Raw genomic sequence first — 25,687 nt, 5'->3', positions numbered from 1 at the left:
CCTAGGCTTTTCTGGTGCTGCTCGACCGCGCCATCGCCCAGGGCATCGCCGACGGCCGCATCACCACGGTGCTGCGCAGCTGGGATGCCCCGCGAGCCAAGGCCGGTGGCACCCAACGCACTGCGGTGGGCACCATCCGCATCGACGGCGTGACCGAATATCCCGGCCACTACCGCGTCACCGACACGCAGGCACGCTCCGCGGGCTACCCGGACCGCTCCGCCGCCCAGGCCGCACTGGGTCAGCGGGCCGCCGCGCACATCTACGTCATCACGGTGTCCTTCCTGCACGCCGACGAACGGGTGGCGCTGGCCGCCGACGCCGACCTGAGCGCCGACGACGTCGACGAGATCGCCCGTCGCTTGAACCGGTGGGATTCGGCGAGCACCACCGGTCCGTGGACACGGGCCTATCTGGCGCTGATCGCGGCCAACGAAGCAGTGCGGGCTCCGGATCTGGCCGCGCGCAGCGGTATCGACACCCCGCGATTCAAACGGCGCGTCCGGCAACTCAAAGGGCTCGGGCTGACCCTGAGCCTCGATATCGGCTACCGGCTGTCTGCGCGCGGTAAAGCTTTCCTGCTCGCTGAACAAAGTGATACACCTGTCTAGTGCCTTCACACGCGATCGCCATCACAGTCCCGGGCCGGCTCGTCGCGATCACCGTCGCGGTGGTGACGGCACTGATCGGGTTTGCCGTCCCGGCGGCGGCGATCGTCCCGCCGGCGGACGGCTACTACACCTTCAGCCAGCCGGGGAAACCGAACTCCACCTGGACCATGCAGAGTGTCTGCAGCCAGGCCAGCGGCACCCGAGCGCAGCAGGACTACACCGACCAGACCACACAAACGCTGGGGTGCAGCCTCATCATCGGGAGCCTGGTGACTCCCAGCGGGCTGAACCGCGAGCAGAATGCGGTGAGCTTCAACGGCACGGCCAAACTGGTCAGTGGCCTGTGGACGGTCACTGTCGCGGAGTCCGAGGGCGTCACCTGCCCGGACGGCAGCGCGGCAGCCTCCACCGAGACCTACGCATTCAGTGAGGCCACCCTGACGGGCACCCACACCTCGATCCATGACGCGGTGTGCGGCCTGCCGCCGGCGATGACCAAAGAGCCCTTCACCCTTGCCTTCGTCGGGCCGCTGGATCCGCCGGTGGTCGAGCGCTTCCCGATGGAATGCAACTATCTGGTGGGCCGCCCGAGCATCTGCTCGTAGTCACTCGTAGTCACTCAGGCATCGGCGCCGTGACGCTTCTGGATTGTCACGCTTCTCCTCCTGGCGCCGTGACGAAATCGATCAGCTCTTCGACCCGCCCGATCAGCGCCGGCTCCAGGTCGTTCCAGTCACGCACCGTCGAGCGGATCCGCTGCCAGGCTCGCGCGATATCGGCCTGGTCGGCGTGCGGCCAGCCCAGTGCCTGACAGATACCGTGCTTCCACTCCATGGACCGCGGGATCGTCGGCCAGGCCTTCAGCCCCAGCCGCGCGGGTTTGACGGCCTGCCAGATGTCGACGTAGGGGTGCCCGACCACCAGGGTGTGCTCGCCGTACGGTCCGCTGCGCACCGCATCGGCGATGCGTGACTCCTTGGATCCCGCCACCAGATGGTCGACGAGCACACCGAGGCGCCGGCCCGAGCCCGGTGCGAAATCGGCCACCAGTGCCGGCAGATCGTCGACGCCACCGAGGTACTCGACCACCACACCCTCGACGCGCAGGTCGTCACCCCAGACCTGTTCCACCAGTTCCGCGTCGTGACGGCCTTCCACATAGATCCGGCCACCGATAGCGGTACGCGCCCGCATCCCTTGCACCGCAACAGAACCCGAGGCGGTGCGGGTGGGCGCGCTGGGCGCGGCCTGGCGCGGCGGGGTCAGGATCACCGGTTTGCCGTCCACCAGATAACCGGGTCCCACCGGGAATCCGCGCCTGCGGCCGTGCCGGTCCTCGAGGTCCATCCGGCCGTACTCCACGCGCACCACCGCGCCGACAAAACCGGACGTGACGTCCTCGAGCACCATCCCGATCTCCACTGGCATCTCCGTCGCCCGCACCTTGCGGCGCTCGTGCGGGTTGTTGGCAAGCACATCGATTCCGTAGCGGTCCGTCACGGCGGTAGATGCTACGAATGCCCCGCCGCGCGGCGCGTGATGCCACACCGCGGTGCCGTCGATCGTGATCTGCGTGAGACCTGTTGACTTGAAGCGCTTCAACCTCGGCATAGTGACCCCATGGCCGCCATCACCGCACCGGATGCCGCTGACCTGACCATTGCGCAACTCTCCCGGCGCACCGGGCTGGCCGAATCGGCGCTGCGCTATTACGAACGGATCGGGCTCATCGACCCGGTGCCCCGGGACGAGAGCAGCGGCCACCGCCGGTATCCAGCCGATCTGGTGAACGCCGTCGAGGCCCTGGCCTGCCTGCGCGACACCGGAATGAGCGTCGCCGATATGCGGACCTACGTCCAGAACATGCGGACCGGCGCCGCCGCCACCGATCAGCACCGCTTGTTCAGCCGGCACGCACAACGGCTGCAGGACGAGATCAGCCGCCTGGTGCTGCGCCACCGCTACGTGGCGGCCAAGGCCGAGCTGTGGGGCGCCCGGGAACGCGCTGACCATGCGGCCGAGCAGGCCGTGATCCCGGAACTCATCGAACTCGCCGAGAGGATGTTGCACCCCGATGAAGCCTGACACCATCCTGGTGACCGGCGGGTCCGGTTTCCTTGCCGGGCACACCATCGCCGCCCTGCTCGACCGCGGTCACCCGGTACGCACCACCGCGCGGTCCGACCGAGGCGAAGAGCAGATCCGTCAGTCCGTGCGCAGCGACCGGCTGGAGATCGCGCGCGCCGATCTCACCGGCGACGACGGTTGGGCCGAAGCAGCGGCCGGGTGCTCGTACGTCCTGCACGTCGCCTCCCCGTTCCCGCCGGCCCAACCCGAGAACGAGAACGACGTCATCACCCCCGCCGTCGAAGGCACCTTGCGGGTGCTGACCGCGGCCCACCACGCCGGGGTCCGTCGAGTGGTGCTCACCTCGTCGTTCGCGGCGATCGGCTACAGCCCGAAACCGGCCGGCGAACCATTCGACGAAACCGACTGGACCGACCCGGCAGGCCAGTCACCGTATGTGAAATCCAAGACGCTGGCCGAGCGGGCGGCCTGGGAGTACGCGGCCGCGCATCCCGGTGCACCTGAGCTCACGGTGATCAACCCCGTCGGGATCTTCGGCCCGGTAAGGGGCTCCGATTACGCGAGCTCGGTCGCCATCGTGGCCAAGCTGCTACGCGGTAGGCCGCCCTACCTCCCGCGCGCGTCGTTCGCGGTGGTCGACGTCCGCGACGTCGCCGACCTTCACATCACCGCGATGACGCACCCGGATGCCGCCGGACACCGTTTCCTGGCCGCAGCCGGGCAGCCCGTGTCGTTGCCGGAGATCGCGGCCATCCTGCGCCACCGGCTGGGCAGCGCCGCCGCGGATGTGCCGACGCGGCAGCTCCCGGACTGGCTGGCACGGCTGATCGCCACCAGGGTGCCGGCACTGCGCGAACTGACCGGACTGCTGGGCACCCCGAAGTCGATCAGCACCGCCAAGGCCGCGAAAATGCTTGGCTGGCAGGGCCGCAACCCCGCCGACACCATCGCTGACACCGGCCGCAGCCTGCTGGCCGGAACCGTGACCGAGGCCTGAACCGAACAGCGCCCTGACTGCCCTGGCCCTGGTGTGCAGCCTGAAGCCGAGCCCGGCGGAGTCCAGCAGTGAACTGATCGCCGACCACGTCTTCGCCACCCTGGCCGACCAGGTTGTCTCGACGGAGAAGCTGCGCTGCGTCGATTTCGGCCGCCCCATGGCGGCGGGCAAGGTGACGATCGTCAGCGTGGTGGGCACCGAGGGCGGCGCCGTACACCATCCCGTCGCAAGGCTGCACGTACTGGAACGACCAGGCCATGGGCGGAGCCGACTACAAAGACCTCGACGAGGTGCCCGAGGCTGTTGCGTCCACAACGGCGACCGCGGCCCGCAACGCCGCGCATCAGTGTTTGATCCCCCGCGAGGCCGGGGAATGCACGGTGCATGCTGAAATTGACTGAGCGGGAAACGAAGTGGGATGTCAGCCGGGAGTTCGTGCTGCCCGATCTCAGTGAAGTCGTCTCCGGTGGTCACGTGCAGCGCGACACATTCGACACGGTGAGCGCATACTTCGACACCGATGACGGCGCGCTACAGGCGCACAGCATCGTCCTGCTCCGCCGCGACGGCGACCTGGACAACGGCTGGCACCTGATGTTCGGCGACTCCGACCTGTTCTGGCCGTTGTCGGACACTCCCCCGGCCGAGGCGGTGACGTTGCTCACCGGGGTCAGCGGTGGCCGCCAACTGCACAACATCGGCACCATCCACACTGTGCGGCACCGCCATCGCATCAACGAGTCCCGATCCGAGAAGGTGATCGCCGAGATCGCCGAGGACGAGGTGCGCGCGTCCAACAGCGATCGGTTGTTGGCGTGGAAGGAAATCGGCGTCGAACTGGGTCCCGCCGCAGACCGTCAACCCAAGCAGCTGCGCCGGCTGCTGGAGAAGGCCGGCGCCACCCCGGCCCGGTATCCGACGAAGCTCGCCCACCTCACCGGTACCACCCGGGTGTCGAAGCCCGCCGGTACCGCAACCGCGGCGGTGACGGCCTACCTGAACGCTCAGATCGACGCCGTGATCGCCGGTGACATCGGATTGCGCCGGGGCGTGGACCCGATTCACGACACGCGGGTGGCGTTACGCCGGCTGCGCAGCACACTGCGGGTGTTCGCCCCGCTGTTCACCCCCGAAGCTCTGGTACTGGAGGACGAGCTCAAGTGGTTTGCGGGGCTGCTCGGCGAGGTGCGCGACTGCCAGGTGCAGTACCGCCGGTTCACCGCCGCGGTGGACGAACTGCCCGACGAGCTGGTGCTCGGCCCGGTGCGGGCCCGCCTGCGCACCGATCTGGCGGCCATCGAACTGCCCGCGCGGGCCCAGGTGCGCGACCAGATGGACTCCTCGCGGTACCTGGCACTGCTGACAGCGCTGACCCAATGGCGCAGCGCGCCGCCGCTGCGGCCCGGCCTGACCAGCAAAGCGCTGCACCGGCGGGCCGACAAGGCGGCGCACAAGGCGGACCGCCGGCTGGCCGCGGCGCTGGCTGCCGACGCCGCCCAGCACGGCGAACTGCTGCACCGGGCCCGCAAGGCCGCCAAGCGGGCCCGCTATGCCGCCGAACTGCTCGAAGCACTCCCGGGCTCGAAGGTCAAGCCGAACATCAAGCGATACAAGCAAATTCAAAGCGTGCTGGGCGATCATCAGGACACCGTGGTGGCACGGGACATGCTGCGCCGGATCGGTGCGGCAGCCGGCAGCACCGAAAGCGAGAACGGTTTCACCTTCGGCATGCTGTTCGCCCGCGAGCAGGCCGTCGCCGACGATTGTTTCGCTGCAGTGCAACACCTCCGGTGAGGCGTTTTGGCGGCATCGCTCCGGGTAGACAGTGCCCATGAAAGCTGTCACCTGGCACGGTAAGCGGGATGTTCGCGTCGACTCGGTTCCTGACCCCAAGATAGAAAAGGGCACCGATGCCATCATCGAGATCACGTCCACCAACATCTGCGGATCGGATCTGCACTTGTATGAAGTGCTCGGGGCCTTCATGAAGCCGGGCGACATCCTGGGCCATGAGCCGATGGGTGTCGTCACCGAGGTGGGGCCGGAGGTCACCGGGCTCAATGTCGGGGACCGGGTGGTCATCCCGTTCCAGATCTCATGCGGCAGTTGCTTCATGTGCGACAAACAGCTGTACACACAGTGCGAGACCACCCAGGTTCGTGACCAGGGCATGGGCGCCGCGCTGTTCGGTTATTCCGAGCTCTACGGCGAGGTCCCTGGCGGTCAGGCCGAATACCTCCGGGTGCCCCAGGCGCAGTTCACCCACATCAAAGTGCCGGACGGGCCACCGGATTCACGGTTTGTGTACCTCTCCGATGTGCTTCCCACGGCATGGCAGGCGGTGGCGTACGCCGACGTGCCCGACGGCGGATCGGTGACGGTGCTCGGGGCAGGCCCGATCGGTGACATGGCCGCGCGGATCGCCCAGCACCTCGGCTACGACGTGATCGCCGTGGACCTGGTGCCCGAACGGCTGGACCGCCTCGCCGCCCGTGGGATACGCACCATCAACTCGGCCAGCATCGACGGTTCCGTCGGCGATGCGATCCGCGGGCTCACCAACGGTCGCGGCACCGACTCGGTGATCGACGCGGTGGGGATGGAAGCACACGGCTCGCCGGTAGCCAAGGCCGCGCAGCAGTTGACCGCCCTGCTACCCGACGCACTCGCCAAACCGATGATGCAGAAAGCGGGAATCGATCGCCTCGATGCGCTCTACACGGCCATCGACGCGGTGCGCCGCGGCGGCACCATCTCACTCATCGGGGTGTACGGCGGCATGGCGGATCCGATGCCGATGTTGACCTTGTTCGACAAGCAGATCCAACTGCGGATGGGCCAGGCCAACGTGAAGAGGTGGGTGGACGACATCATGCCGTTGCTCACCGATGACGACCCGCTGGGTGTCGACACGTTCGCCAGCCATGTGCTGCCACTCGAGGAGGCACCCCATGCCTATGAGATTTTCCAGAAGAAGCAGGACGGCGCCATCAAGATGATGCTCAAGCCCTGACCGACACGACACTGTGCCCCAGTGCGGCCATCCGCACTGGGGCACAGTGTTTTCGGGAGCTAGCCGGCGCTGCCCGCGGCCGCCAGTTTGGCGGGGTCGGAGGTCACCTCGTCGATCACCGTGTGGACGAAGCGCATCTTCTCCAGGACCGTCGGCGGCAACACGAACGGGTACAGGTCGTCGCGCCCCATCGAGCGGTTCACCATGTTGAGCCCCCACGCCAGCGGCAACCACATGTCGATCAGGTTGTCGAAGCCGCTGGGGCCGAGCGCTTTCCGCTCGAAGGTGGCGCCCGCCGGGGCGAAGCTGAACGCCGCGGACGTGTCCATGGTGTCGCGGATGTGCAGGTAATGGGCAAAAGTCTCGGCCCAGTCCTCGGCCGGGTGCATGGTCGCGTACGAGGAGACGAAATTCTCCTCCCACCCCGACGGTGCGCCTTCGCTGTAGTGGCGGTCCAGCGCCGCCTGGTAGTCGGCCTCGGAATCCCCGAACAGCTCGTGTGCGCGGTCCTTGTACTGCGGTGAGGTGCCGATCAGCCGGTAGTAGTAGTAATGCCCGATCTCGTGCCGGAAATGACCGAGCAGGGTGCGGTACGGCTCGTCCATCGAGATGCGCAACTGCTCGCGGTGCACATCGTCCCCCTCAGCGAGATCGAGTGTGATGACCCCGTTTTCGTGCCCGGTGAACACCTTCTCGAATTCGCTGCTCAACAGGTCGAACGCCAGCCCGAAATCCGGGTCCTCGTCGCGTCCCACGATGGGCAGCTTGAGCTCGTGCAGTTCGGCGATGAGCCGGCGCTTGGCGCCTTCGGCCACCGCGAAAGCCGCCAGCGCTTTGGTGTCACCGTCGTTGGGCCGGGTGCGGGTCAGCTTGCACGACGCACACAGCTCGCCCTGCACGGTGCTCGCGGGGTTCAGCCGCACCAACCAGTTGCACTGCGCCACATGAAGATTCGCGCACAGTCGGTACTGCCGGGCGTCCACCGCCCCGCTCTGTTGCGCGTCCTCACCGGAAGCGATCACCAGCATCGCCATATCGTCGAGCGAGAATCCCACCGGACTGCCGCACGCCAGGCAGACCGAGTTCTCGAAGGTCAGGTGCTGTCCGCAATTGGGACACAGGAAGTCACGCATCGAGGACTCCCCCTGCCCATCCTTCTGAAGGCGCCACATCCACGGCCACGTCGATCACACTGCTTTCGGAGTCGGTGTAGATGATGCCCCGCAAGGGCGGGACATCCGCGTAGTCTCTACCCCAACCGACGACGATGTAACGCTCGTCGACCATCTGATCGTTCGTCGGGTCCAGCCCCAGCCAGTCCCCCGCCGGTGTCCACACGGCCGCCCAGGCGTGGGTGGCGTCGACGCCGACCATCCGCTCCTTGCCCGGTGGCGGGTCGGTGGCCAGATAACCGGAGACGTAGGTGGCGGCCAGACCGTTGGCGCGCAGACACGCGATGGCCAGCCGGGCGAAGTCCTGGCATACCCCTTCGCGGGCGTCGAGCACCTCCGCGACCTGCGTCGACACCGTGGTGGAGCCCGAGCGGTACGTGAAGTCGGCGAAGATGCGGGCGTTCAGGTCGGTGAGCACCTCGATCAGCGGCCGGCCCGGGGTGAAGCTCGGCGCGGCGTACTCCCGCACCGCGTCGGTGATCTCGGGCGGTCGCAGATCGAGGGTGAATTCGGTGGCCAGCGCACCCATGGGACCCGCGGGGCGGGCCGCCTCCCACGGCGCGGCCGCGGCACCGGAGGTGTACAGCGACGGCGGCGGGGCGTCGACCTCCACCACCGACCGCGCCGTCACCTCCAAGGTGCGGTGGCGAGCGGTCACATGGAAGTACGAGCTGATGTTGCCGTAGGCGTCCCGGCTCACCGAGCTGTCGGCGGCACCGGGCTCGATGTCGAGGGAGTACGACAGGCACCGCTGGCGTGCGGAGTCGCGCGGAGTCAGAAAACCCCGGCCGTAGGAGCTGGTCACCACATCGGAGTACCGGTACACGGTCTGGTGGGTCACCCGGTAGCCCCGGCTGGCCCCCGGACCGGCCGGGCGCGGCAACGGACCGTCGGGGAACACGCTCATGGCATCACCCGTCGCTCGTCGGGACCCCACAGCGGCTGCATCCCGCCGGGCAGCGACAACTGCGTCGCCGTGATGACGTTGGACAGCTCCCGCAACCCGCCGTGCACGCCGTCGAGCAGACCGGCGAGTTCGCCGCGCTGCCCGTCGGGGGTCACGTCCTCGAGCTCACCGGGGTCGAGGCGGCGCAACCGGGTGCTGATCTCGTCGACCAGCCGCTCGGCCCGCGAGGAGCTCGACGCCCCGGGCACCGCACGAAGATTCGTCCGGAGCCGCTCGAGTTGGTACGCCAACGACCGCGGGTTCTCCGCGTCGAACAACAGCAGTTCGGCCACCGCGGCCACACTCACCTTGCCGAGATTGCGGCGCCGGTAGATCACCGCGGACTCGCACGCGACCAGCGTGGCCTCGGTGATGGTCTGTTCGGCGTCGGGACTGCGCACTGTGGTCATGGTGCTGCGCAGCAACGCCGTCAGCAACATGGCGCGTTCGATCCGTTTGCCGATGTCCATCATCGTCCAGCCGACGTCGTGCACCATCGACTCGGCGGCCACCCCGGACAGTGCGAGCATGCCCGCCAGTGTCTTGGCATGCGCCGACGCCATCTCGGCGTCACCGCGCAGCCGCGAATCCGGCGGCGAATCCGAGGACTGCAACACCGCGCGGTCGACGGTGGCCAGGACCATCCAGGTGTCGTTGGACATCTGGTCGCGCACCGCGCGGGCGGCCAGGCCGAGCCGCTCGACGGACTGCGCCAGAGATCCCGGACGCCGGCGATCCGAGGTGAGCAGCCACATGGTGGTGGGAGCGACGGCGATCATCTCGGCGCGGTCACCGTCGCTGCCGGTGTCGGTTCCGGTGATGTGACCCAGCGCTGTGAGCAGCACCGGCACACACTCGCTGGCGTCGAGGTCCTGGCGGTGCCGGTATTCGTGGTAACGCTCCCGGGTGACGTTGAGCAGCCGCGCCATCTGTTCGGCCCGCTCGGCGTACCGTCCGGTCCAGAACAGGTCCGACAGCACACGCGGGGAGCTGACCGCCCTGGTGCCCGCCGGGGTGACCGTGGACAGCCCGGGGGGCAGGGTCACCGTGCGTTCGGCCCCCACCCGCGCCGACGGCAGCACCCAGATATCTTTGGCCGCAACGCTGTTCAGCTTGAAAGCGGAGTTGCCCGGCGCCAGCACGTAACCGAGGCCGCCGATCATCGGCGCGTAGCCGCCGCGCTGGGACACCGCGAACAGCCGCATCCCCACCCCCGCGGCCGACAGGCCACCGGGATAGTGGTCGGTGGGCGCCGACGAGAACTGCGGCAGCTCCTGGCCCACCCACTGCCACGGCGTGGCAGTGATCCTCTCGGCCAGCCGGGTCCGCTGGGCCGCCGACAGCGCCGGCCCGACGATCGGCGCGCCGCCGGTGGCCGGTTTGATCAGCAGGGAATCGAGATTGGCCAGCAGGTGGGAGCGTTCGGCGTCGATACCTCCCCAGTACAGCGGCGCGGTGGGCAACAGCGGGGTCTCGCCGACCAGCAGTCGGGACAACTCCGGCAGGAACCGCAGGATGCCCGGGCTCTCCAGGATGCCGCTGCCCAGACTGTTGACCACGGTCACCGCGCCACGCCGCTGCGCTTCGACCAGGCCCACCACACCGAGGCGCGAATCGGCCCGCAGATCCAGTGGATCGGCATACTCGGCATCCACGCGGCGCAGCACCACGTCGACTCGTTTCAGGGTGCCCAGCGATCGCATCCACAGTTTGCCGTCACGCACCACCAGATCGGCGCTCTCCACCAGGGGAAAACCCAGCAGCGACGCCAGATACGCCTGATCGAAGGCCGTCTCGGAATGGATGCCGGGGCTGAGCACCACCACCACCGGGTCTTCGGCGGCCTCGGGTGCGGCTTCGATCAGCGACAGCCGCAGCGCCTGCGCGAACGGCGAGGTGGGGCGGGGCGCGATGCGCTCGTACAGGTCGGGGATGGTGTGCGCGACGACCCTGCGATCGGCGAGCGCGTAGCCGGCCCCGGACGGGGCCTGGGTCCAGTCCGCGTTCACCGCGAAGCCGTCGGCGCCCGCGCGGCTGATGTCACATCCGTGCAGGAACAGCTGATGCCCACCGGGCGCCTCGATACCCCGGGCGGCCCGCAGATAGCCCGGATGGGCGAACAGCAGCTCCGGCGGGAACACCCCACTGGTGATCGACCGGCGTTCGCCGTACAGATCCACCAGCACGGCATCAAGTAGCCGGGAGCGCTGCACCAGACCCGTCTGCAGCACCTCCCAGTCCGACGAGGAGATCAGCAGTGGGATGGCGTCCAGGCGCCACGGGCCGGGTTCGGCGGTGCCGTTCTCGTCGACCGCCAGCGCCTCGCCTTCGGCGTCGAGCTGGATGTAGGTGATGCCGTCGTTGTCGACCAACCCGCGAACCTCGGTGCGCAGCCGGTCCAGCCCGACGCGTCCCCGTTCGCCCAGGATCTCGGCGACGTCCTTCCAGGTGTCGCGCACGTTGCCCGCGGCGTCGACGAACTCGTCGTAGCCGGGTCTGGTCCTGCCACGGACCTCGAACAACGCCTGCTGGGCGCGGGCGTCGCGGTACCCGGCGAGCAGTCGGTCGGGGTCATGCCCCCCGGTTTCCCGGCCACCGAGCGACCCGGAAGCGGGCAGCGGTGATGACAACTCTGTCCTTTCCCTGCCGGTCCGGTCATTGCAGCACGGTGCGCACCCGACGCAAGTCGAGAATGCCCGGCGCGCCCACATCGGTGGACTGTCGGGCCTGCTTCTCGCGGATGTCGGAGAGGTCGACCTTACCGGGGGTGAAGCCGGACGCCTCGAAACGCCTGCCGCGCCGCGATTCCGCTTCCACGGCGTTGACCGGCGGGGTGTCGTAGGAGCGGCCGCCCGGATGGGACACGTGGTAGGTGCAGCCGCCGCGCGACATCACGGCGGCGACGTCCACCAGCTCGAACCGCAGCGGCCCGTCCACGGTGATGGTGGGGTGCAGCGCACTCGGTGGCTGCCAGGCGCGGTAGCGCACCCCACCCACCTGGATGTCGGGGTTGTCGGTGGCCAGCATCGGGATGGGGAAGCCGTTGCAGGTGACGATGTAGCGGTGCCGATCGGCGCCGATCAGGCGGACCTGCAGACGTTCCACCGACGAGTCGACGTAGCGGGCGGTGCCGCCGGCGGTGGATTCCTCCCCCAGCGTGTTCCACGGTTCGATGGCGCCGCGCAGTTCGATCTCCACCCCGTCGAACACCGCGGTCCCGATGCGGGGGAAGCGGAATTCGGTGAACGGGTCCAGCCAGCTGGTGTCGAAGTTGATGCCCTGGGCGCGCAGATCGGCGGCCACCGTGGCGATATCGTGAATAACGAAGTGCGGCAACAGGTATCGCCCGTGCAGGTTGGCCCCGTGGCGGATCAGCGGCGCGCGCAGCGGCTCATCCCAGAACCAGGACACCAGCGAGCGCACCAGCAGCGACTGCACCATCGCCATCTGATGGTGCGGCGGCATCTCGAACCCGCGCAGCTCCAGCAGGCCCAGCCGGCCACGGGCGCTGTCCGGGCTGTAGAGCTTGTCGATGCAGAACTCGGCGCGGTGGGTGTTGCCGGTGATATCGGTGAGAAGATGCCGCAGAGCCCGGTCGGTGACCCACGGCTGCGGGCCACCCTTCCCGGAACTGAGCCGCGCGATCTCGGCGAACGCGATCTCCAGCTCGTAGAGCGCCTCGGAGCGCCCTTCGTCCACCCGCGGCGCCTGCGAGGTGGTGCCGATGAACCGCCCGGAGAACAGGTAGGACAGCGAGGGATGGCGCTGCCAGTAGGTCAGCAGCGACACCAACAGATCGGGCCGGCGCAGCAGGGGTGACTCCGCAGGGGTGATGCCGCCGAGCGTGATGTGGTTGCCGCCGCCGGTGCCGCCGTGGGTGCCGTCATTGTCGAACTGTTCGGTGGAGAGCCGGGCTTGTCGGGCCTCCGCGTAGAGCGTTTCGAGTTGGGCGCGTTGCTCGGCGAAGCTGCGGGTGGGCGCGACGTTGACCTCGATGACACCCGGGTCGGGCGTGATGCTCATCGACTCCAGGCGCGGATCCGACGGCGGACCGTACCCTTCGACGACGATCGGGCAGTCCAGTTCGGCGGCGGCGGCTTCCAGTCGCGCCACCAGGTCGACGAAATCGTCGAGCGCCTCGGTGGGCGGTAAGAACACGTAGAGCAGGCCGTCCCGGATTTCGGCCACCATGGCGGTGGTGGGGGCGTCGTCGGAGTCGTCCACCGAGGCGGAGACGTCCGCCGTCTCCGGTGCTGCGGCCCGGCCACCCAGCGATCCCCGTTCGATCAGCGGGTCCTGAGTGTGGGTGGGCCGCGGCGGCTTCCAGTTGATGGAGTTCAGCGGCAACCGCAGACCCGCCGGTGAGTCGCCCTCCAGCAGCACGATCCGGCCGCGCCGCAGTCGCCAGTCGGCGCTGGCCCAGCCGAGGTCGTCGTCGCGGCGGTGCAACGGCAACACGTAGGCGGCGGGTTCGGTCACCGACTCCTCGAGCCGGGCCAGCAGCCGGCTGCGGTTCTCGGCGTCGTCGGCTTCGAGATCGTCCTCGGGTGCCACCGGTTTTCCGAGCGGCTGGCGGACCGCGGCGGACAGCCGGCTCAGCGCATCCTCGAAGGCGGGCCGGACCTGGGTGGCGGGCAGGCCGAGGCCGTCGGCGATCGCACCCAACAGCTGAGCCCCGGCGTCGGGGGCGATGGACTGGGGGGCTCTCTCGGCATCCCACGGGTCGGCCAGCAACGCCTCGTCGTTCCACAGCGGGGTGCCGTCCTTACGCCAGAACAGGCCGATCTGCCAGCGCGGCAAGGGTTCTCCCGGATACCACTTGCCCTGGCTGCGCTGCACCAGCCCCTGGGGCGCCCAGACCTTCTTCAGCCGGGCCGCCAGCGCGGAGGCGCGTTCGCGTTTGTGCGGTCCGTCGGCAGCGGTGGTCCACTCCGGGTCGACCTGGTTGTCGATCGACACGAACGTCGGCTCGCCGCCCATGGTCAGGCGCACGTCCCCGTCGGTCAGCCGTTTGTCGACCCGGGCCCCCAGGTCGACGATCGAACTCCACGCCGCCTCGGTGTAGGGCAGCGTGACACGGGGGTCTTCGTGCACTCGGGTGACCGTGTTGGAGAAATCCAGCACCGTCTCGGCGGTTCCGGTGGCGCCGGTGATCGGCGCCGACGACGCCGGATGCGGGGTCGCCGACAGTGGGATGTGGCCCTCTCCGGCGAAGAGTCCCGACGTCGGATCGAGGCCGATCCAGCCGGCGCCGGGGATGTAGACCTCGGTCCAGGCGTGCAGGTCGGTGAAATCGGCTGCGGGACCGGACGGTCCGTCCAGCGCCTCCACATCGGAGGCCAGCTGCACCAGATAGCCGGAGACGAACCGGGCGGCCAGACCGAGCTGACGCAGGATCGACACCAGCAGCCACGCCGAGTCGCGGCAGGAGCCGATTCCGGTGCGCAGCGTGAAATCCGGGGTCTGCACGCCGGGTTCCATCCGGACGCTGTAACCGACATCGGCGTTGACGGCCCGGTTCAGCGCCACCAGGAAGTCGATGGTGCGGATGCCGGAGCCGACGTGGAAATTACGCACCCACTCGGTGACCAGATCTCCCGGGCCGGCACCTTCGTCCGCTTCGTCGACCGGACGCAGATACGGCTTGAGATCGTCGGCCAGACCCTTGGGGTAGGTGAAGGGGACGGTCTCGGCCCACTCCTCGATGAAGAAGTCGAACGGGTTGATGACCTTGAGGTCGGCGATCAGGCCGACGTTGATGGTGAGTTGCCGGGTGCGGGTGGGAAAGACCAGCCGGGCCAGGAAATTACCGAACGCGTCCTGCTGCCAGTTGACGAAGTGGTCGGCCGGCTGGACCTCCAGCGAGTACGCCTCGATCGGGGTGCGGGAGTGCGGGGCCGGACGCAGCCGCACGACGTGCGGGTAGACCTCGACCAACCGGTCGAAGGTGTAGGTGGTGCGGTGCTCCAGCGCCACTTTGATTCCCATAGCGGTTGATCCCATCACAACCGGAACAGGCTCGCATTGCGCGAGGTCCGCGGGTCCGGACCGGCGCGACACGTAAACGGTGGCGAGGGGCTCAGCTGCGGCTCGAGTGCGGCAGCGGCATCGACCGCGGCCGCAAGACCAGCACCAGCACACCCGCCACCACGATGCCCACCAGGTTGACCACCAACTGCAACGCCGATTTGGCCGCCAGGTCCCAGTCACCGAGCGTGGCGGCCACCGCCGCGAAACCCGCCGCAGTGACGGTGTAGACCGAGATGAACACCCCCACCAGCCCGGCGGCCTTGGCCGAGACCAGCGACAGCATGCCCGCCGCACCGGCCAGCAGCGCCACCACGAACGACATCGGGCCCACCTGGAAGATGAAGTCGACCTCGTCGAGATTGTGCACGCTGTCCACCGTCAGCCAGCCGAACGCCTCGGCGCCCATGGTGGCCAGCGCGGTGATGCCCATGGCGACGGGAAACCCGACCAGCAGGGCAAGTGCCGCCCGCTTGGTCAGGTCGCGGCGGCGGCGCACCAGTGCCACCGACAATGCCGCCAACGGGCCGAACTCGGGGCCGAGCACCATGGCTCCCACCACGGTGACCGTGGAGTCGGTGACCACCCCGATGGCGGTGAGCAGGCAGGCCAGCGTCAGGAACAACACGAACGTGACGCTCAGCGACGACTCTTCGCGCGTGCGGGCGATCAGCTCGTCCCAGACCAGGGCGTCGGCGGGATCGCCCTCGGCGGCGTCCTCGGCCTTGTGCGCCTTGCTCGACAGCACCGTGTCGAGGACCTCCAGCGTGATCGCCCCGCGATGCTGGATGTCGAGCGCCTTGAGTTCTTTGATGACGTGGTTGGCGCACTCACGGGCGATGTCGGCGGTGATCTCGTCGCCGGCGGGCTCGATGGCCGCACCGGGATACAGCAACAAATTTGCGACTCCGACCTCGCGGCGCAGCACGTCGAGAACGGGCTCGCGCAGCTCCTCGGGTGCGATCACCCGTAAATGCAGCACCGCCGCAACTTAACCAAACGTCGTGGCCGAACGGCGCCGGACAGACCAAAAGTTCGCTAAATGTGGGCACTCCACACAAACGTGTTATAGATTCACACCAGAGCACCACGGAAGTAGCGGAATCCCTGATAGTCGGAGACATTTCTGTGAATTTTCAACAGCAGGTCAGGCCCTGACCATGGATGTGAAAACTCGCCGGGACCGGATCGAACAGCGCGTCCGCGCGGCGCGGGAGGTCGGTTACGCCGACCTGGCTGCGGAGTTCGACGTCTCCGAGATGACGATCCGACGTGACGTCGAAGCGCTGGAGGCCCTCGGCGTGGTACGCCGCGTGGTGGGCGGGGCTATTGCGGTGCAGGGCAAGGACACTGAGCCGTCCTTCGCCACGAGGATGGCAGATGCCGCGCAGGAGAAGAACCACATCGCCGACCAGGTCGCCGACCTGATCGGCCCCAGCGAGACGCTGATCCTGGACTCCGGCAGCACCGCGCTGGCCGTCGCCCACTCGCTGAAAAATCGCGGTCTGGGACTGACGGTGGTGACCCCCAGCGTGCTGGCCGCGCTGGCCCTGATCGACGAGCCCGACACCACCGTCGTGCTCACCGGCGGCGAATTACGCGCCGGCGAACTGAGTTTGATCGGCCCCAGCGCCGAAGACACCCTGGCCAACTACAACTGCGACACCTATGTGATGGGGGTGGCCGGCATCGACGGTGACCGCGGGATCTCCGACTATCACCAGGCTGAGAGCCGGGTGAAACGTGCCGCCAGCAGCCGCGCCGACCGCGTGATCGTCGCCGCCGACAGGCGCAAGCTGGGCCGGGTCACCTTCGTCAGCATCGCCGCGCTCGCCGAGATCCACACCATCGTCACCGACGGACCGCCCGACCATCCCACCCTGGTCGCAGCACGCAGCGTCGGCGTCGAGGTCATCTGCGTTGCGGGACAGAACTACTCGATCGCCCGCGACGGCCAGTCCGAGACCGGAACACGATGACGAACCAAGCAGGGACGAGCCGCTACACCGTCGGGATCGACATCGGCACCACCGGCACCAAGACGGTGCTGTTGGACAGCCAGAGCGGCATCGTGGCGACCGCCACCCGCGAGACGGCGCTGCACTCCCCCTCGCCCGGTTTCGCCGAAGCCGACACCGGCCAGTGGTACGGCAATGTCATCGAGTCGATCCGGGAGGTGCTCACCACCAGCGGTGTGGCCCCGGATTCCGTCGGCGCGGTCGCGACCTCGGGCATGGTGCCTGCGGTGATCCCGGTGGACGGGACGGGAAAACCCCTGCGCCACGCCATCCTCCAGAACGACGCGCGGGCCCACCGCGAGGTCACCACCCTCGCCGAGGCGCTCGACGGCGTCGATCTGGTGACGTTGACCGGATCGGCGCTCACCCAGCAGTCGGTCGCCCCGACGGTGGTCTGGCTGCGCGAGCACGAACCCGACGTCTACGCCCGCGCCGTGCACTGGGTCGGTTCCTATGACTGGGTGCTGTCGGCGTTGGGCGCCCCGGTGCACGTCGAACAGAACTGGGCCCTGGAGTCGGGATTGTTCACCGTCGACGGCGACACCGCCGACGTCGTGCTCGACGCCGCGGGAATCGACCCCGCCACGCTGGCCCCGGTACACCGCCCAGGCACCCGAGTCGGTGAACTCAGCCGCGAGGCCGCCGAGCAGACCGGTCTGGTGGCGGGCACCGCACTGGTGGTCGGCGGCGCCGACCACGTGCTGTCGGCCTTCGCCGCCGGCGTCAACAACCCTGGTGACGCATTGGTGAAACTCGGTGGTGCAGGGGACATCCTGGTCGCCAGCGACACCAAGGTGGTCGATGAACGGCTGTATCTGGATGCCCACCCGGTACCCGGCCACTGGCTGCCCAACGGGTGCATGGCCACCAGCGGCAGCCTGATCCGGTGGTTCCAGAGCCTGATCGGCGGCACCTCTTTGCCCGACCTCGACGACGAGGCCGCCAGCCGCGCCCCCGCCGAAGTGCTGTGCCTGCCCTACTTCCTGGGCGAGAAGAGCCCGATCCATGACCCCGATCTGCGCGGCGTCTTCGCCGGGATGCATCTGGGCCACACCCGGGCCGACCTGTACCGCTCGGTGCTGGAGGGCATCGCGTTCGGCTTCCGGCACCACGTGGATGTGTTCGGGGACATCGGGATTCCGTTCACACGCGTGATGATCACCAACGGCGGTTCGAAATCCAGGCTGTGGAAGCAGATCCACGCCGACGTCCTCGGTCACGAGATGATGCCGGTGTGGGGGCACCCCGGCGCCTCACTGGGCGCCGCGGTGATCGCCGCGATCGGCATCGGTGCCCTCGATGACTGGTCCGACGCCGCCCGGTTCATCACCCTCGAAGCTCCCTTCGTGCCGGACCCGGCCCGCCGCGACACCTATGACGCGGCGTATGCGACCTGGCGGGAACTGAGCACCGCCATGACCCCGATTTCCCACGCCATCGCGCGCACCACCCGTTGAGAACAACTGAAAGGAACTGTGCTCACATGAGATTCGCCCAAAATCCCACTCCGCGGCGGAAGTCGGAAGGCTTCCGCCGGAAGAAAACAGCCCTGATCGCCCTCGGAGCCGCCTTCGCGCTCACCCTGTCCGCCTGCGCCGGCTCGGGTGGACCCGAACAGGCCGAATCCACCGGATCCGGCGAGGTTTCCGCCGATGTCTCGGGCACCGTGCGCATCCTGATGGAGAATGTGCCCGACACCGACATCGTGCAGTCGATGGTGGCCGACTTCAACGCCGACTACCCCGACGTCGAGGTCAACATCGAGACGCTGACCTACGACCAGATGCGCGACAAGCTGGTGTCGTCGTTCCAGTCGTCGTCACCCACGTATGACCTGATCGTCGTGGACAACCCGTGGATGGTGGACTTCGCCAACGCGAACTTCCTGCAGCCGCTCGATTCCCGCATCGACAGCACACCGGACTACGACGCGGCAGATTTCTTCACACCGCTGACCGACATCACCGAAGTCGACGGCAGCCACTACGCCGTGCCGTTCTACAACTACGCGCTCGGATACCTGTACAACACCGACGATCTCGCGGCCGCCAATCAGCAGGTGCCGACCAATCTCGACGAGCTCGTCGCCGTCAGCAAGGCGCTCAAGACCCCCGAGCGCGCCGGTATCGCCATGCAGCCGCAGCGCGGTTACAAGATCTTCGAGGAGTGGGGCAACTGGCTGTTCGCGGCCGGCGGCTCGATCTACGACGCCGACGGCAAGGTCACGCTGAACACCCCGGAGGCCAAGCGGGCCCTCGAGGCGTACATCGACACCTACAACAACGCCGCGCCTGCCAACAGCCTGAACTGGAGCATGGACGAGGCCCAGCGTTCGGTGTCGGCCAACCAGTCGGCGTCGATGATCAACTACAACTGGCAGCTGCCCGCGATCAACGAGCCCGGCTCGGGTCCGGCGGCCGGTAAGGTCAAGCTGGCGCCCATCCCCGGCGGCAAGCAGGTGCTGGGATCGTGGAGCTGGGCCATCCCCACCAACTCGGCCACTCCGGACGCCGCATGGGCCTTCGTCTCGTGGATCACCAGCAAGCCCAACGATGTTGCGCGCACCGAGAAGGGCGGCGCGGCCATCCGGCAGAGCACCCTGAAGGACCCGGCCGTGCTGGAGGGCCGGTTCGGCGCCGAGTACTACCAGACCGTCGAGAAGTTGCTGGCCAACTCCGCGCCCCTGAGCCAGGGGCCCAGCGGTGAAGAGATGATCCAGGCCGTGGGCACCGAACTCAACGAAGCGGTGGCAGGCACCAAGAGCGTCGACGACGCGCTGGCCGCCGCGCAAGCCGAGGCCGAGCGGATCCAGGGCTGACCCACCCCCAGCCGGAAACCGACCACCCCACGAAAGGAGCGAAGACTACCGTGTTATCCCCCCTGAAGTTCCAACACGGCATGGTCGCACCCCTCGTCGCACTCTTCGTCGGGGTGGTCGGTTTCCCCCTTGGTTACGCGGCCTACTTGAGCGTCACCGACTACAAGCTCACCGACCGCGGCGCGCCCGCGCTGGTGGGCGCCGACAACTTCGTCGCGACCTTCGGTGACAGCGGGTTCTGGAATGCCTTCGGCACCACGGCGCTGTACGTGCTGGTGGCCGTCGGCCTCGAGCTCATCATCGGGCTGGCCATCGCGCTGGCCCTCCAAAAGCAGCGCTGGGCCCGCGATCTCACCCGGTCGATGTTGCTGGCGCCGATGTTCATCACCCCGATCGCGGTGGGCCTGACGTTCCGGTTCCTGCTCAACGACCAGCTGGGTGCCATCCCGGCGATGCTGCACGCGGTCGGCCTCGACTACGACTTCTTCGGGCCGGGGCGGGCGTTGTTCACCCTGGCGGTGATCGACGTGTGGCAGTGGACGCCGTTCATGGTGCTGCTGATTCTGGCTGGGCTGGAATCGATCCCGAAGGAACCCTTGGATGCGGCCCGGGTGGACGGGGCCAGCGGCCTCTACGTGCTGCGGCGGGTGACACTGCCGCTGCTGGCCCCGGTACTGGTGGTGGCGATCCTGCTGCGCAGCCTCGATGCGATGAAGGTGTTCGAGTACGTGTTCGCCACCACGCGCGGTGGCCCCGGTACCGAAACCGAGACGCTGCAGTACTTCATCTACCAGACCGGCATCCAGTTCTTCCGGCTCGGATCCGCCTCGTCCATGGCGTTCGTGGTGCTGATCCTGGTGCTGGCGGTCATCGTGTTCGCGTTCCGCCGGATGGAAAGGGCCAAAAGCCGATGACCCGCTCGAGCATGGTCACGGTGCTGCGGGTCGCGCTGCTGTGGGCAGCGGGTATCACGGTGCTGTTCCCCATCGTCTGGATCGCCCTGGCGAGTGTGAAAACGCCTGAGCAGCTCAATGATCCGTTCCTGTTCGCCTTCACCCCCGATTTCGCCAGCTGGCAGAACGTCCTGACCTCGGGCATTCTGGGCGCCGCCGGCCGCAGCGCACTGGTGGCGCTGGTGACCGTCGGCATCAGCGTCGTGGTGGGCAGCATGGGCGCCTACGCCATCGCCCGCTACCGGGCCGGCGGCACCCTGACCCGATTCGGCATGCTGGCCGCCCAGGTGCTGCCACCTGCGGTGCTGGTCTTCCCGTTCCTGACGATGGCGTATGCGCTGCGGCTCACCGACACCCTGGTTCCGGTGATCTTCGCGCACCTGAGTTTTGTTCTGCCCGTGGTGACCTGGTTCCTCATCGGCTTCTTCGAGGCCGTGCCCCGGTCGCTGGAGGAACAGGCCCAGGTCGACGGGTTCACCCGCTTCGCCGCGTTCCGGTTGGTGGTGCTGCCCCAGGTGCTGCCCGGCATCGGCGCCGCGGCGATCTTCGGTTTCACCCTGTCCTGGAACGACCTGTTCTACGGACTCATCCTGGCGCCGGGCAAGGCAGCGATCCTGCCGGTGGCCATCGCAGGCTTCAACACATTCCGCGGGGTGCAGATCGGCTCGATGAGCGCGGCGATCCTCATCGCGGTGGTACCCGTCGTCATCGCGAGCTTCTTCATCCAGCGCAAGCTGGTGCAGGGCATCAGCGGCGGCGCGGTCAAGTTCTAGACAGTGAGGAATTGCGCGCTCCATGGCAACCGTCAGATTCTCCGGCGTCACCAAGTCGTACGGACCCACCACCGTCGTCAGTGACCTGGACCTGGAACTGCCCGATGGCTCCTTCACCGTGCTGGTCGGTCCGTCCGGCTGCGGCAAGTCCACCTCGTTGAGGATGCTGGCCGGCCTGGAGACGGTGACCTCGGGCACCATCAGCATCGGCGACCGCGACGTCACGCACCTGCAACCGCGTGACCGCGACATCGCGATGGTGTTCCAGAATTACGCCCTGTACCCACACCTGAGCGTCGCCGAGAACATCGCTTTTCCGTTGCGGGCCACCAAGACACCACGACGCGAAGCGCTGGCACGCGCGGCCACCATCGCCGAGTCATTGGGGCTGGGCAAGCTGGTGGACCGCAAGCCCAAGGACCTCAGCGGCGGCCAGCAGCAGCGGGTGGCGATCGGTCGGGCCATCATCCGCGAACCCGCGGTGTTCCTGTTCGACGAACCGCTGTCGAACCTCGACGCCAAGCTACGGGTCGAGACCAGGACCGAGCTGCTGCAGATCCAGCGCCGCCTGGGCATCACGTCGGTCTACGTCACCCACGACCAGGAAGAGGCGATGACGCTCTCGGACCGGATGGTCGTGATGCGAGACGGCAAGATCGCCCAGCAGGGCGCCCCGCAGGAGGTGTACGCGCAGCCCGCGGACACCTTCGTCGCGACGTTTGTCGGCAGTCCCAAGATGAACCTGCTCGAGGGTGAAGTCACTGACGGGACATTCACGCTCCCAACGGGATTCACGTTGACCACCGAGACCCTCGGTACCCGCGGGTCCCTCACGCTCGGAATTCGGCCCGACGATCTGCTGCCCAGCCCGTCCGACGCCGACGATGCCGCCCGCGTAGTCCTGATCGAGGACCTCGGCCCCCGCGCGATCGTCACCATCGACGCCCGGGGTACCGAGTTGACCAGCGTGGTGGAGACCGCACGCCTCAGCGGCATCAGTGAGGGCGCCGCCGTCGACCTCGCAGCGCGCCCCGGCGCCACCCATCTCTTCGACACCCACACCGGCCAGCGTCTGGCCGGCTGACACAACAGATAGGAATCCAGCACCTGATGACCAACACAGTCGTAGTCACCGGCGCAGGCTCGGGCATCGGCCGTGCCATCGCGAACACACTGGCCCAACGGGATTGGCGGGTCATCGTCACCGATCTCGACGCTGACGCCGCCCGCGAGGTGGCGGCCGCGCTGCCCAACCCCGAGGCGGGCCACGAATCGGCCCAACTGGATGTCACCTCACCGGAGGCCGCGGCAGCGGTGGCCGCCGACGTGGCCGGCCGGTTCGGGCTGGACGCCTGGGTGAGCAACGCGGGAATCTCGTTCATGCACCGGTTCCTCGACGCGCCGGTGGAACGCTACGAGCAGACCATGGACGTCAACCTCAAGGGCGTCTTCGTCTGCGGTCAGGCCGCCGCCCGTGAGATGGTGCGCGCACGCACCGCCGGCGCCATCGTCAACACCGCTTCGATGGCGGGCAAGCAGGGCCGGGTGCCCTTCCTCGCCGACTACGTCGCGTCCAAGTTCGGCGTTGTCGGTCTCACCCAGGCCATGGCCTACGAACTCGGCGAGCACCGCATCACCGTCAACTGCGTGTGTCCCGGTTTTGTCGAAACGCCAATGCAGTCACGGGAATTGGAGTGGGAGGCCGAACTCCGCGGCACCACCCCCGACGGGGTCCGCACCATGATGATCGACGACACGCCGCTGGGCCGCCTCGAGCAACCCGAGGACGTGGCACGCGCCGTGGCCTTCCTGCTGTCCGAGGATGCCCGGTTCATCACCGGAGAAGCGCTCGCCGTCAACGGCGGCGCATACATGGACTGACTCCCGCAGCCCCCAGCCCAGTTTCAAAGTAGAGAAAGGCACTCAAGTGACCACCACCTGGCTCGACGAGGTATTCGGTGTCCGAAAACCCGTCATCGCCATGCTTCACCTCAGCGCGCTTCCGGGCGACCCGGGCTACGACAGCACGAACGGCATCGCCGCCGTCGTCAACCGGGCCCGCACCGAACTCGACGCACTGCAGAGTGGCGGGGTTGATGGCGTCATGATCTCCAACGAGTTCAGCCTGCCGTACCTGACCAAGACCGAGCCCATCACCGCGATCACCATGGCCCGGATCATCGGCGAACTGCTGCCCGACATCTCGGTGCCCTACGGCGTCAACGTGTTGTGGGACGGCCGTGCCTCGATCGACCTGGCCGTCGCCACCGGCGCGAAGTTCGTCCGGGAGATCTTCACCGGCGTCTACGCCAGTGACTTCGGGTTGTGGGACACCAATGTCGGTGAGGTGGCCCGCCACCGCGCCCGGGTCGGCGGATCCGATGTGAAGTTGCTGTTCAACATCGTCCCCGAGTCGGCCAAGTACCTGGCGGACCGTGACCTCGAATCCATCACCAGGACCACGGTTTTCGCCACCCTGCCCGACGCCATCTGCGTCTCCGGGGCCACCGCGGGCTCCCCCACCGATCTGGAGTCGCTCAAGGTGGTCAAGGCCGCGGCGGGCAAGGTGCCGGTGTTCGTCAACACGGGGGTGCGTGCCGAGAACGTGGCGCTGCAACTCGGCATCGCCGACGGCGCCGTCGTCGGTACCTACTTCAAAGAGGATGGTGTGTTCGAGAACCCCGCCCAGAAGTCGCGGGTCGAGGAACTGATGGGCGCCGCCAAGGAGTTCCGCGCCACGCTGTAATCAGCACCTTCAGTTGAGGCAGAACTCAGACAACGATTTCGGTGATTTCTGTTGCCTGAGTTCTGCCTCAAACCGCATGCACGCCGAGATCTCTGGAGTCGACGGCCGTCCTGACCGCCCGCTCGACTCACGGATCGTCGGGGGCGAGGATCCGGTCGGGGTGGTGATAGACATTGACGCGGGTTTGCCCGCAGTCCAGTTCCGGGGGCGGAATCCACTCGGTGATGCCGTCCTCAGGCCGGTTTCGGGTGGTCCAACCGGTGGTCTCCACCATCCGGTTATCCGGCCCGCAGGCCAGGGTGAGGTCTTCGATATTGGTTTCGCCGCCGTCTTTCCAGCCTTTGGTGGCGTGATGGACTTGGCAGCGGTACCCGCAGGCGGTGCATCCGGGCATGGTGCAGCCACCGTGTTGGGCCAGCAGCATGATCCGCTGTCCGCGGGAGGCGGTCCTGCGGGCCCGACCCAGGTGCAACGGCACCCCCTTCCCGTCGAACAACGCCAGGTAATGAAACGCGTGAGAAGCCATCCGGATGACCTCGGGCATCGGGATCAACGTGCCGTCGGCGGTCAGGCCGTGGCCCACCCCTTTCTCCAGGTCGGTCAGAGTCGCTTTGACGATGACGGTGACGGGCAGCCCGTTGTGCTGGCCGAGGTCACCGGAGGCCAACAACGCCCGACCCATCGCCAGCAACGCATCATGATTGCGTTGCCCCTGGGTGCGGGCATCGGTGCGAGCTTTTTCGGCGTCGGGCTCGCCGTCGACCTGCGGGGTTTCGTCGGCGGGGTTGCACATGCCTGGGGCGGCCAGTTTGGCGTGCGCGGCGTGCAGGGTGGCCGCGCAGTCCGGGGTGAGCCTGCCGTGCACCGGAACGTTGCCGTCGGCGTCCTGCTTGCCGATGGTGAAATACCGGCCGGCTTGGCGGTCGACATCGCTGTACTCGCCGTCTTGGTTGAGGAGGTATTTCAGTCGGTCGGCGACTTCGGTGAAGCCGTCGACATCCAGGGTCGAGGCGTGGCGGGCCAGGTCGGCTTCGGCGGCTTCACGGGCCGAGAAGTCCACCGCTGCCGGGAGTTTTTGAAGAACGTTTTGACCTTCGCCACATGTTCCGGACCGATCAGGCCGTGGGCTTGGGCGGCGGCGATGTTCGGCAACGCCGGCTCCAACGGTTCCCCGGTCAGCGCGGTCCGCGGGCCCAAAAGTGAGGCCGACGTGAGGCGGCGGGCGGCCTCGGCCTCACTGATCCGCAACCGGGCCGCCAAGACCTTCTTGAAGCTGGTGGAGCCCAACTGTTTCGGCGTGCTTTCAACGGTTAGGCGTTGGTACACCTTGTGATCCAGGGTGGGCTGCATCCAGGCGACGGTTTCGCGGCGCTGCATCAGCGCCAACAACTCCAGCGGGGTGAACGCGTCGATTGACAACGAGTTCATCTGCGCGGTCAAGGCTTCGATCTGGGTCTGGGCAGCCAGCATCGCCTCCTTGTCGGCGATCGCTGAAGTACCCATACCCCGAAGCTAGACCCAGGGT

General features: G+C 67.7%; 20 protein-coding genes and 2 pseudogenes. 15 read left to right on the top strand and 7 right to left on the bottom strand.

Translation table 11 applies throughout. The features are described from left to right. The first annotated feature begins 14 nt into the window (after positions 1–14). Both NL241_RS15875 and NL241_RS15870 read left to right on the top strand, forming a co-directional pair. The gene (locus NL241_RS15875; protein WP_494398038.1) at positions 15–611 is read left to right on the top strand and encodes a hypothetical protein; all 597 of its coding nucleotides are present in this window, start codon (positions 15–17) and stop codon (positions 609–611) included. Beyond that, entirely contained in the window at positions 611–1,216 is a 606-nt protein-coding gene (locus tag NL241_RS15870; RefSeq protein WP_487693537.1) for a hypothetical protein, read from the top strand. Before NL241_RS15875 ends, NL241_RS15870 begins: the two co-directional genes overlap by 1 nt. Before the next feature lie 46 nt (positions 1,217–1,262). On the opposite strand, the gene NL241_RS15865 is transcribed toward NL241_RS15870, so the two are convergent. Further along, a complete protein-coding gene (locus NL241_RS15865; RefSeq protein WP_494398037.1) occupies positions 1,263–2,111 on the bottom strand; it encodes a DUF3097 domain-containing protein in 849 nt (282 codons plus the stop codon). A 120-nt stretch (positions 2,112–2,231) separates the two neighbouring features. On the opposite strand from NL241_RS15865, the gene NL241_RS15860 reads away from it, so the two are divergent. The 5 genes and pseudogenes from NL241_RS15860 (at position 2,232) to NL241_RS15840 (ending at position 6,709) form a co-directional block, all read left to right on the top strand. Continuing rightward, positions 2,232–2,696 (top strand): MerR family transcriptional regulator, encoded by a 465-nt coding sequence (locus NL241_RS15860; protein WP_494398036.1) that lies wholly within the window; start codon positions 2,232–2,234, stop codon positions 2,694–2,696. Further along, a complete protein-coding gene (locus NL241_RS15855; RefSeq protein ID WP_494398035.1) occupies positions 2,686–3,696 on the top strand; it encodes an SDR family oxidoreductase in 1,011 nt (336 codons plus the stop codon). Before NL241_RS15860 ends, NL241_RS15855 begins: the two co-directional genes overlap by 11 nt. A gap of 13 nt (positions 3,697–3,709) precedes the next feature. Next, positions 3,710–4,097: pseudogene (locus NL241_RS15850) on the top strand (hypothetical protein). After that, positions 4,081–5,490 (top strand): CYTH and CHAD domain-containing protein, encoded by a 1,410-nt coding sequence (locus NL241_RS15845; RefSeq protein WP_494398034.1) that lies wholly within the window; start codon positions 4,081–4,083, stop codon positions 5,488–5,490. The pseudogene NL241_RS15850 and the gene NL241_RS15845 overlap by 17 nt, the downstream one beginning before the upstream one ends. A 37-nt stretch (positions 5,491–5,527) precedes the next feature. Next, positions 5,528–6,709, top strand: coding sequence for a zinc-dependent alcohol dehydrogenase (locus NL241_RS15840; RefSeq protein ID WP_487693531.1), 1,182 nt, complete (start codon positions 5,528–5,530; stop codon positions 6,707–6,709). A 59-nt stretch (positions 6,710–6,768) separates the two neighbouring features. On the opposite strand, the gene NL241_RS15835 is transcribed toward NL241_RS15840, so the two are convergent. The 5 genes from NL241_RS15835 to NL241_RS15815 form a co-directional block, all read right to left on the bottom strand. Beyond that, the gene (locus NL241_RS15835; protein ID WP_487693530.1) at positions 6,769–7,842 is read right to left on the bottom strand and encodes a zinc-binding metallopeptidase family protein; all 1,074 of its coding nucleotides are present in this window, start codon (positions 7,840–7,842) and stop codon (positions 6,769–6,771) included. Continuing rightward, positions 7,835–8,788, bottom strand: a complete 954-nt coding sequence (locus NL241_RS15830; RefSeq protein ID WP_494398033.1) for a transglutaminase family protein — start codon at positions 8,786–8,788, stop codon at positions 7,835–7,837. Before NL241_RS15830 ends, NL241_RS15835 begins: the two co-directional genes overlap by 8 nt. Then, a complete protein-coding gene (locus NL241_RS15825) occupies positions 8,785–11,457 on the bottom strand; it encodes a circularly permuted type 2 ATP-grasp protein (protein ID WP_494398032.1) in 2,673 nt (890 codons plus the stop codon). Before NL241_RS15825 ends, NL241_RS15830 begins: the two co-directional genes overlap by 4 nt. A gap of 25 nt (positions 11,458–11,482) precedes the next feature. Next, on the bottom strand, positions 11,483–14,815 hold the full coding sequence (locus NL241_RS15820) for a transglutaminase family protein (protein WP_494398031.1): 3,333 nt from the start codon (positions 14,813–14,815) through the stop codon (positions 11,483–11,485). 91 nt (positions 14,816–14,906) lie between these two features. Beyond that, positions 14,907–15,836, bottom strand: a complete 930-nt coding sequence (locus NL241_RS15815; RefSeq protein ID WP_487693525.1) for a DUF389 domain-containing protein — start codon at positions 15,834–15,836, stop codon at positions 14,907–14,909. A gap of 178 nt (positions 15,837–16,014) precedes the next feature. Here NL241_RS15815 and NL241_RS15810 point away from each other — a divergent pair, with 178 nt between their 5' ends. From NL241_RS15810 to NL241_RS15775, 8 genes are all read left to right on the top strand, one after another. Further along, positions 16,015–16,833, top strand: a complete 819-nt coding sequence (locus tag NL241_RS15810) for a DeoR/GlpR family DNA-binding transcription regulator (protein ID WP_487693524.1) — start codon at positions 16,015–16,017, stop codon at positions 16,831–16,833. Next, entirely contained in the window at positions 16,830–18,329 is a 1,500-nt protein-coding gene (locus NL241_RS15805; RefSeq protein WP_494398030.1) for an FGGY-family carbohydrate kinase, read from the top strand. The genes NL241_RS15810 and NL241_RS15805 overlap by 4 nt, the downstream gene beginning before the upstream one ends. 26 nt (positions 18,330–18,355) lie before the next feature. Next, positions 18,356–19,690, top strand: coding sequence for an ABC transporter substrate-binding protein (locus NL241_RS15800; RefSeq protein WP_487693522.1), 1,335 nt, complete (start codon positions 18,356–18,358; stop codon positions 19,688–19,690). 62 nt (positions 19,691–19,752) lie between these two features. Continuing rightward, entirely contained in the window at positions 19,753–20,604 is an 852-nt protein-coding gene (locus NL241_RS15795) for a carbohydrate ABC transporter permease (RefSeq protein ID WP_487693708.1), read from the top strand. Continuing rightward, entirely contained in the window at positions 20,601–21,416 is an 816-nt protein-coding gene (locus NL241_RS15790) for a carbohydrate ABC transporter permease (RefSeq protein ID WP_487693521.1), read from the top strand. The genes NL241_RS15795 and NL241_RS15790 overlap by 4 nt, the downstream gene beginning before the upstream one ends. 22 nt (positions 21,417–21,438) lie before the next feature. Continuing rightward, positions 21,439–22,500, top strand: a complete 1,062-nt coding sequence (locus tag NL241_RS15785; protein WP_494398029.1) for an ABC transporter ATP-binding protein — start codon at positions 21,439–21,441, stop codon at positions 22,498–22,500. 26 nt (positions 22,501–22,526) lie between these two features. Continuing rightward, complete coding sequence (locus NL241_RS15780) at positions 22,527–23,297, top strand: SDR family NAD(P)-dependent oxidoreductase (RefSeq protein ID WP_494398028.1); 771 nt, start codon at positions 22,527–22,529, stop codon at positions 23,295–23,297. A gap of 46 nt (positions 23,298–23,343) precedes the next feature. Then, complete coding sequence (locus NL241_RS15775; protein WP_487693516.1) at positions 23,344–24,162, top strand: BtpA/SgcQ family protein; 819 nt, start codon at positions 23,344–23,346, stop codon at positions 24,160–24,162. A gap of 127 nt (positions 24,163–24,289) precedes the next feature. On the opposite strand, the pseudogene NL241_RS15770 reads toward NL241_RS15775, so the two are convergent. Beyond that, positions 24,290–25,512: pseudogene (locus NL241_RS15770) on the bottom strand (HNH endonuclease signature motif containing protein). Positions 25,513–25,687: the final 175 nt, after the last annotated feature.

It is taken from the genome of Mycolicibacterium sp. SMGY-1XX, assembly GCF_059132455.1.
The sequence above is the reverse complement of the archived record's forward strand: the minus strand, read 5'-3'. Positions and strand labels throughout refer to the sequence as shown.

Excerpts from the sequence above, each read along its gene's own strand:
- NL241_RS15855 (WP_494398035.1), top strand. The coding sequence starts at position 2,686 with ATGAAGCCTGACACCATCCTGGTGACCGGCGGGTCCGGTTTCCTTGCC.
- NL241_RS15780 (WP_494398028.1), top strand. The coding sequence starts at position 22,527 with ATGACCAACACAGTCGTAGTCACCGGCGCAGGCTCGGGCATCGGCCGT.
- NL241_RS15835 (WP_487693530.1), bottom strand. The coding sequence starts at position 7,842 with ATGCGTGACTTCCTGTGTCCCAATTGCGGACAGCACCTGACCTTCGAG.
- NL241_RS15810 (WP_487693524.1), top strand. The coding sequence starts at position 16,015 with ATGGATGTGAAAACTCGCCGGGACCGGATCGAACAGCGCGTCCGCGCG.
- NL241_RS15785 (WP_494398029.1), top strand. The coding sequence starts at position 21,439 with ATGGCAACCGTCAGATTCTCCGGCGTCACCAAGTCGTACGGACCCACC.
- NL241_RS15840 (WP_487693531.1), top strand. The coding sequence starts at position 5,528 with ATGAAAGCTGTCACCTGGCACGGTAAGCGGGATGTTCGCGTCGACTCG.
- NL241_RS15830 (WP_494398033.1), bottom strand. The coding sequence starts at position 8,788 with ATGAGCGTGTTCCCCGACGGTCCGTTGCCGCGCCCGGCCGGTCCGGGG.
- NL241_RS15805 (WP_494398030.1), top strand. The coding sequence starts at position 16,830 with ATGACGAACCAAGCAGGGACGAGCCGCTACACCGTCGGGATCGACATC.
- NL241_RS15845 (WP_494398034.1), top strand. The coding sequence starts at position 4,081 with ATGCTGAAATTGACTGAGCGGGAAACGAAGTGGGATGTCAGCCGGGAG.
- NL241_RS15790 (WP_487693521.1), top strand. The coding sequence starts at position 20,601 with ATGACCCGCTCGAGCATGGTCACGGTGCTGCGGGTCGCGCTGCTGTGG.
- NL241_RS15820 (WP_494398031.1), bottom strand. The coding sequence starts at position 14,815 with ATGGGAATCAAAGTGGCGCTGGAGCACCGCACCACCTACACCTTCGAC.
- NL241_RS15800 (WP_487693522.1), top strand. The coding sequence starts at position 18,356 with ATGAGATTCGCCCAAAATCCCACTCCGCGGCGGAAGTCGGAAGGCTTC.
- NL241_RS15860 (WP_494398036.1), top strand. The coding sequence starts at position 2,232 with ATGGCCGCCATCACCGCACCGGATGCCGCTGACCTGACCATTGCGCAA.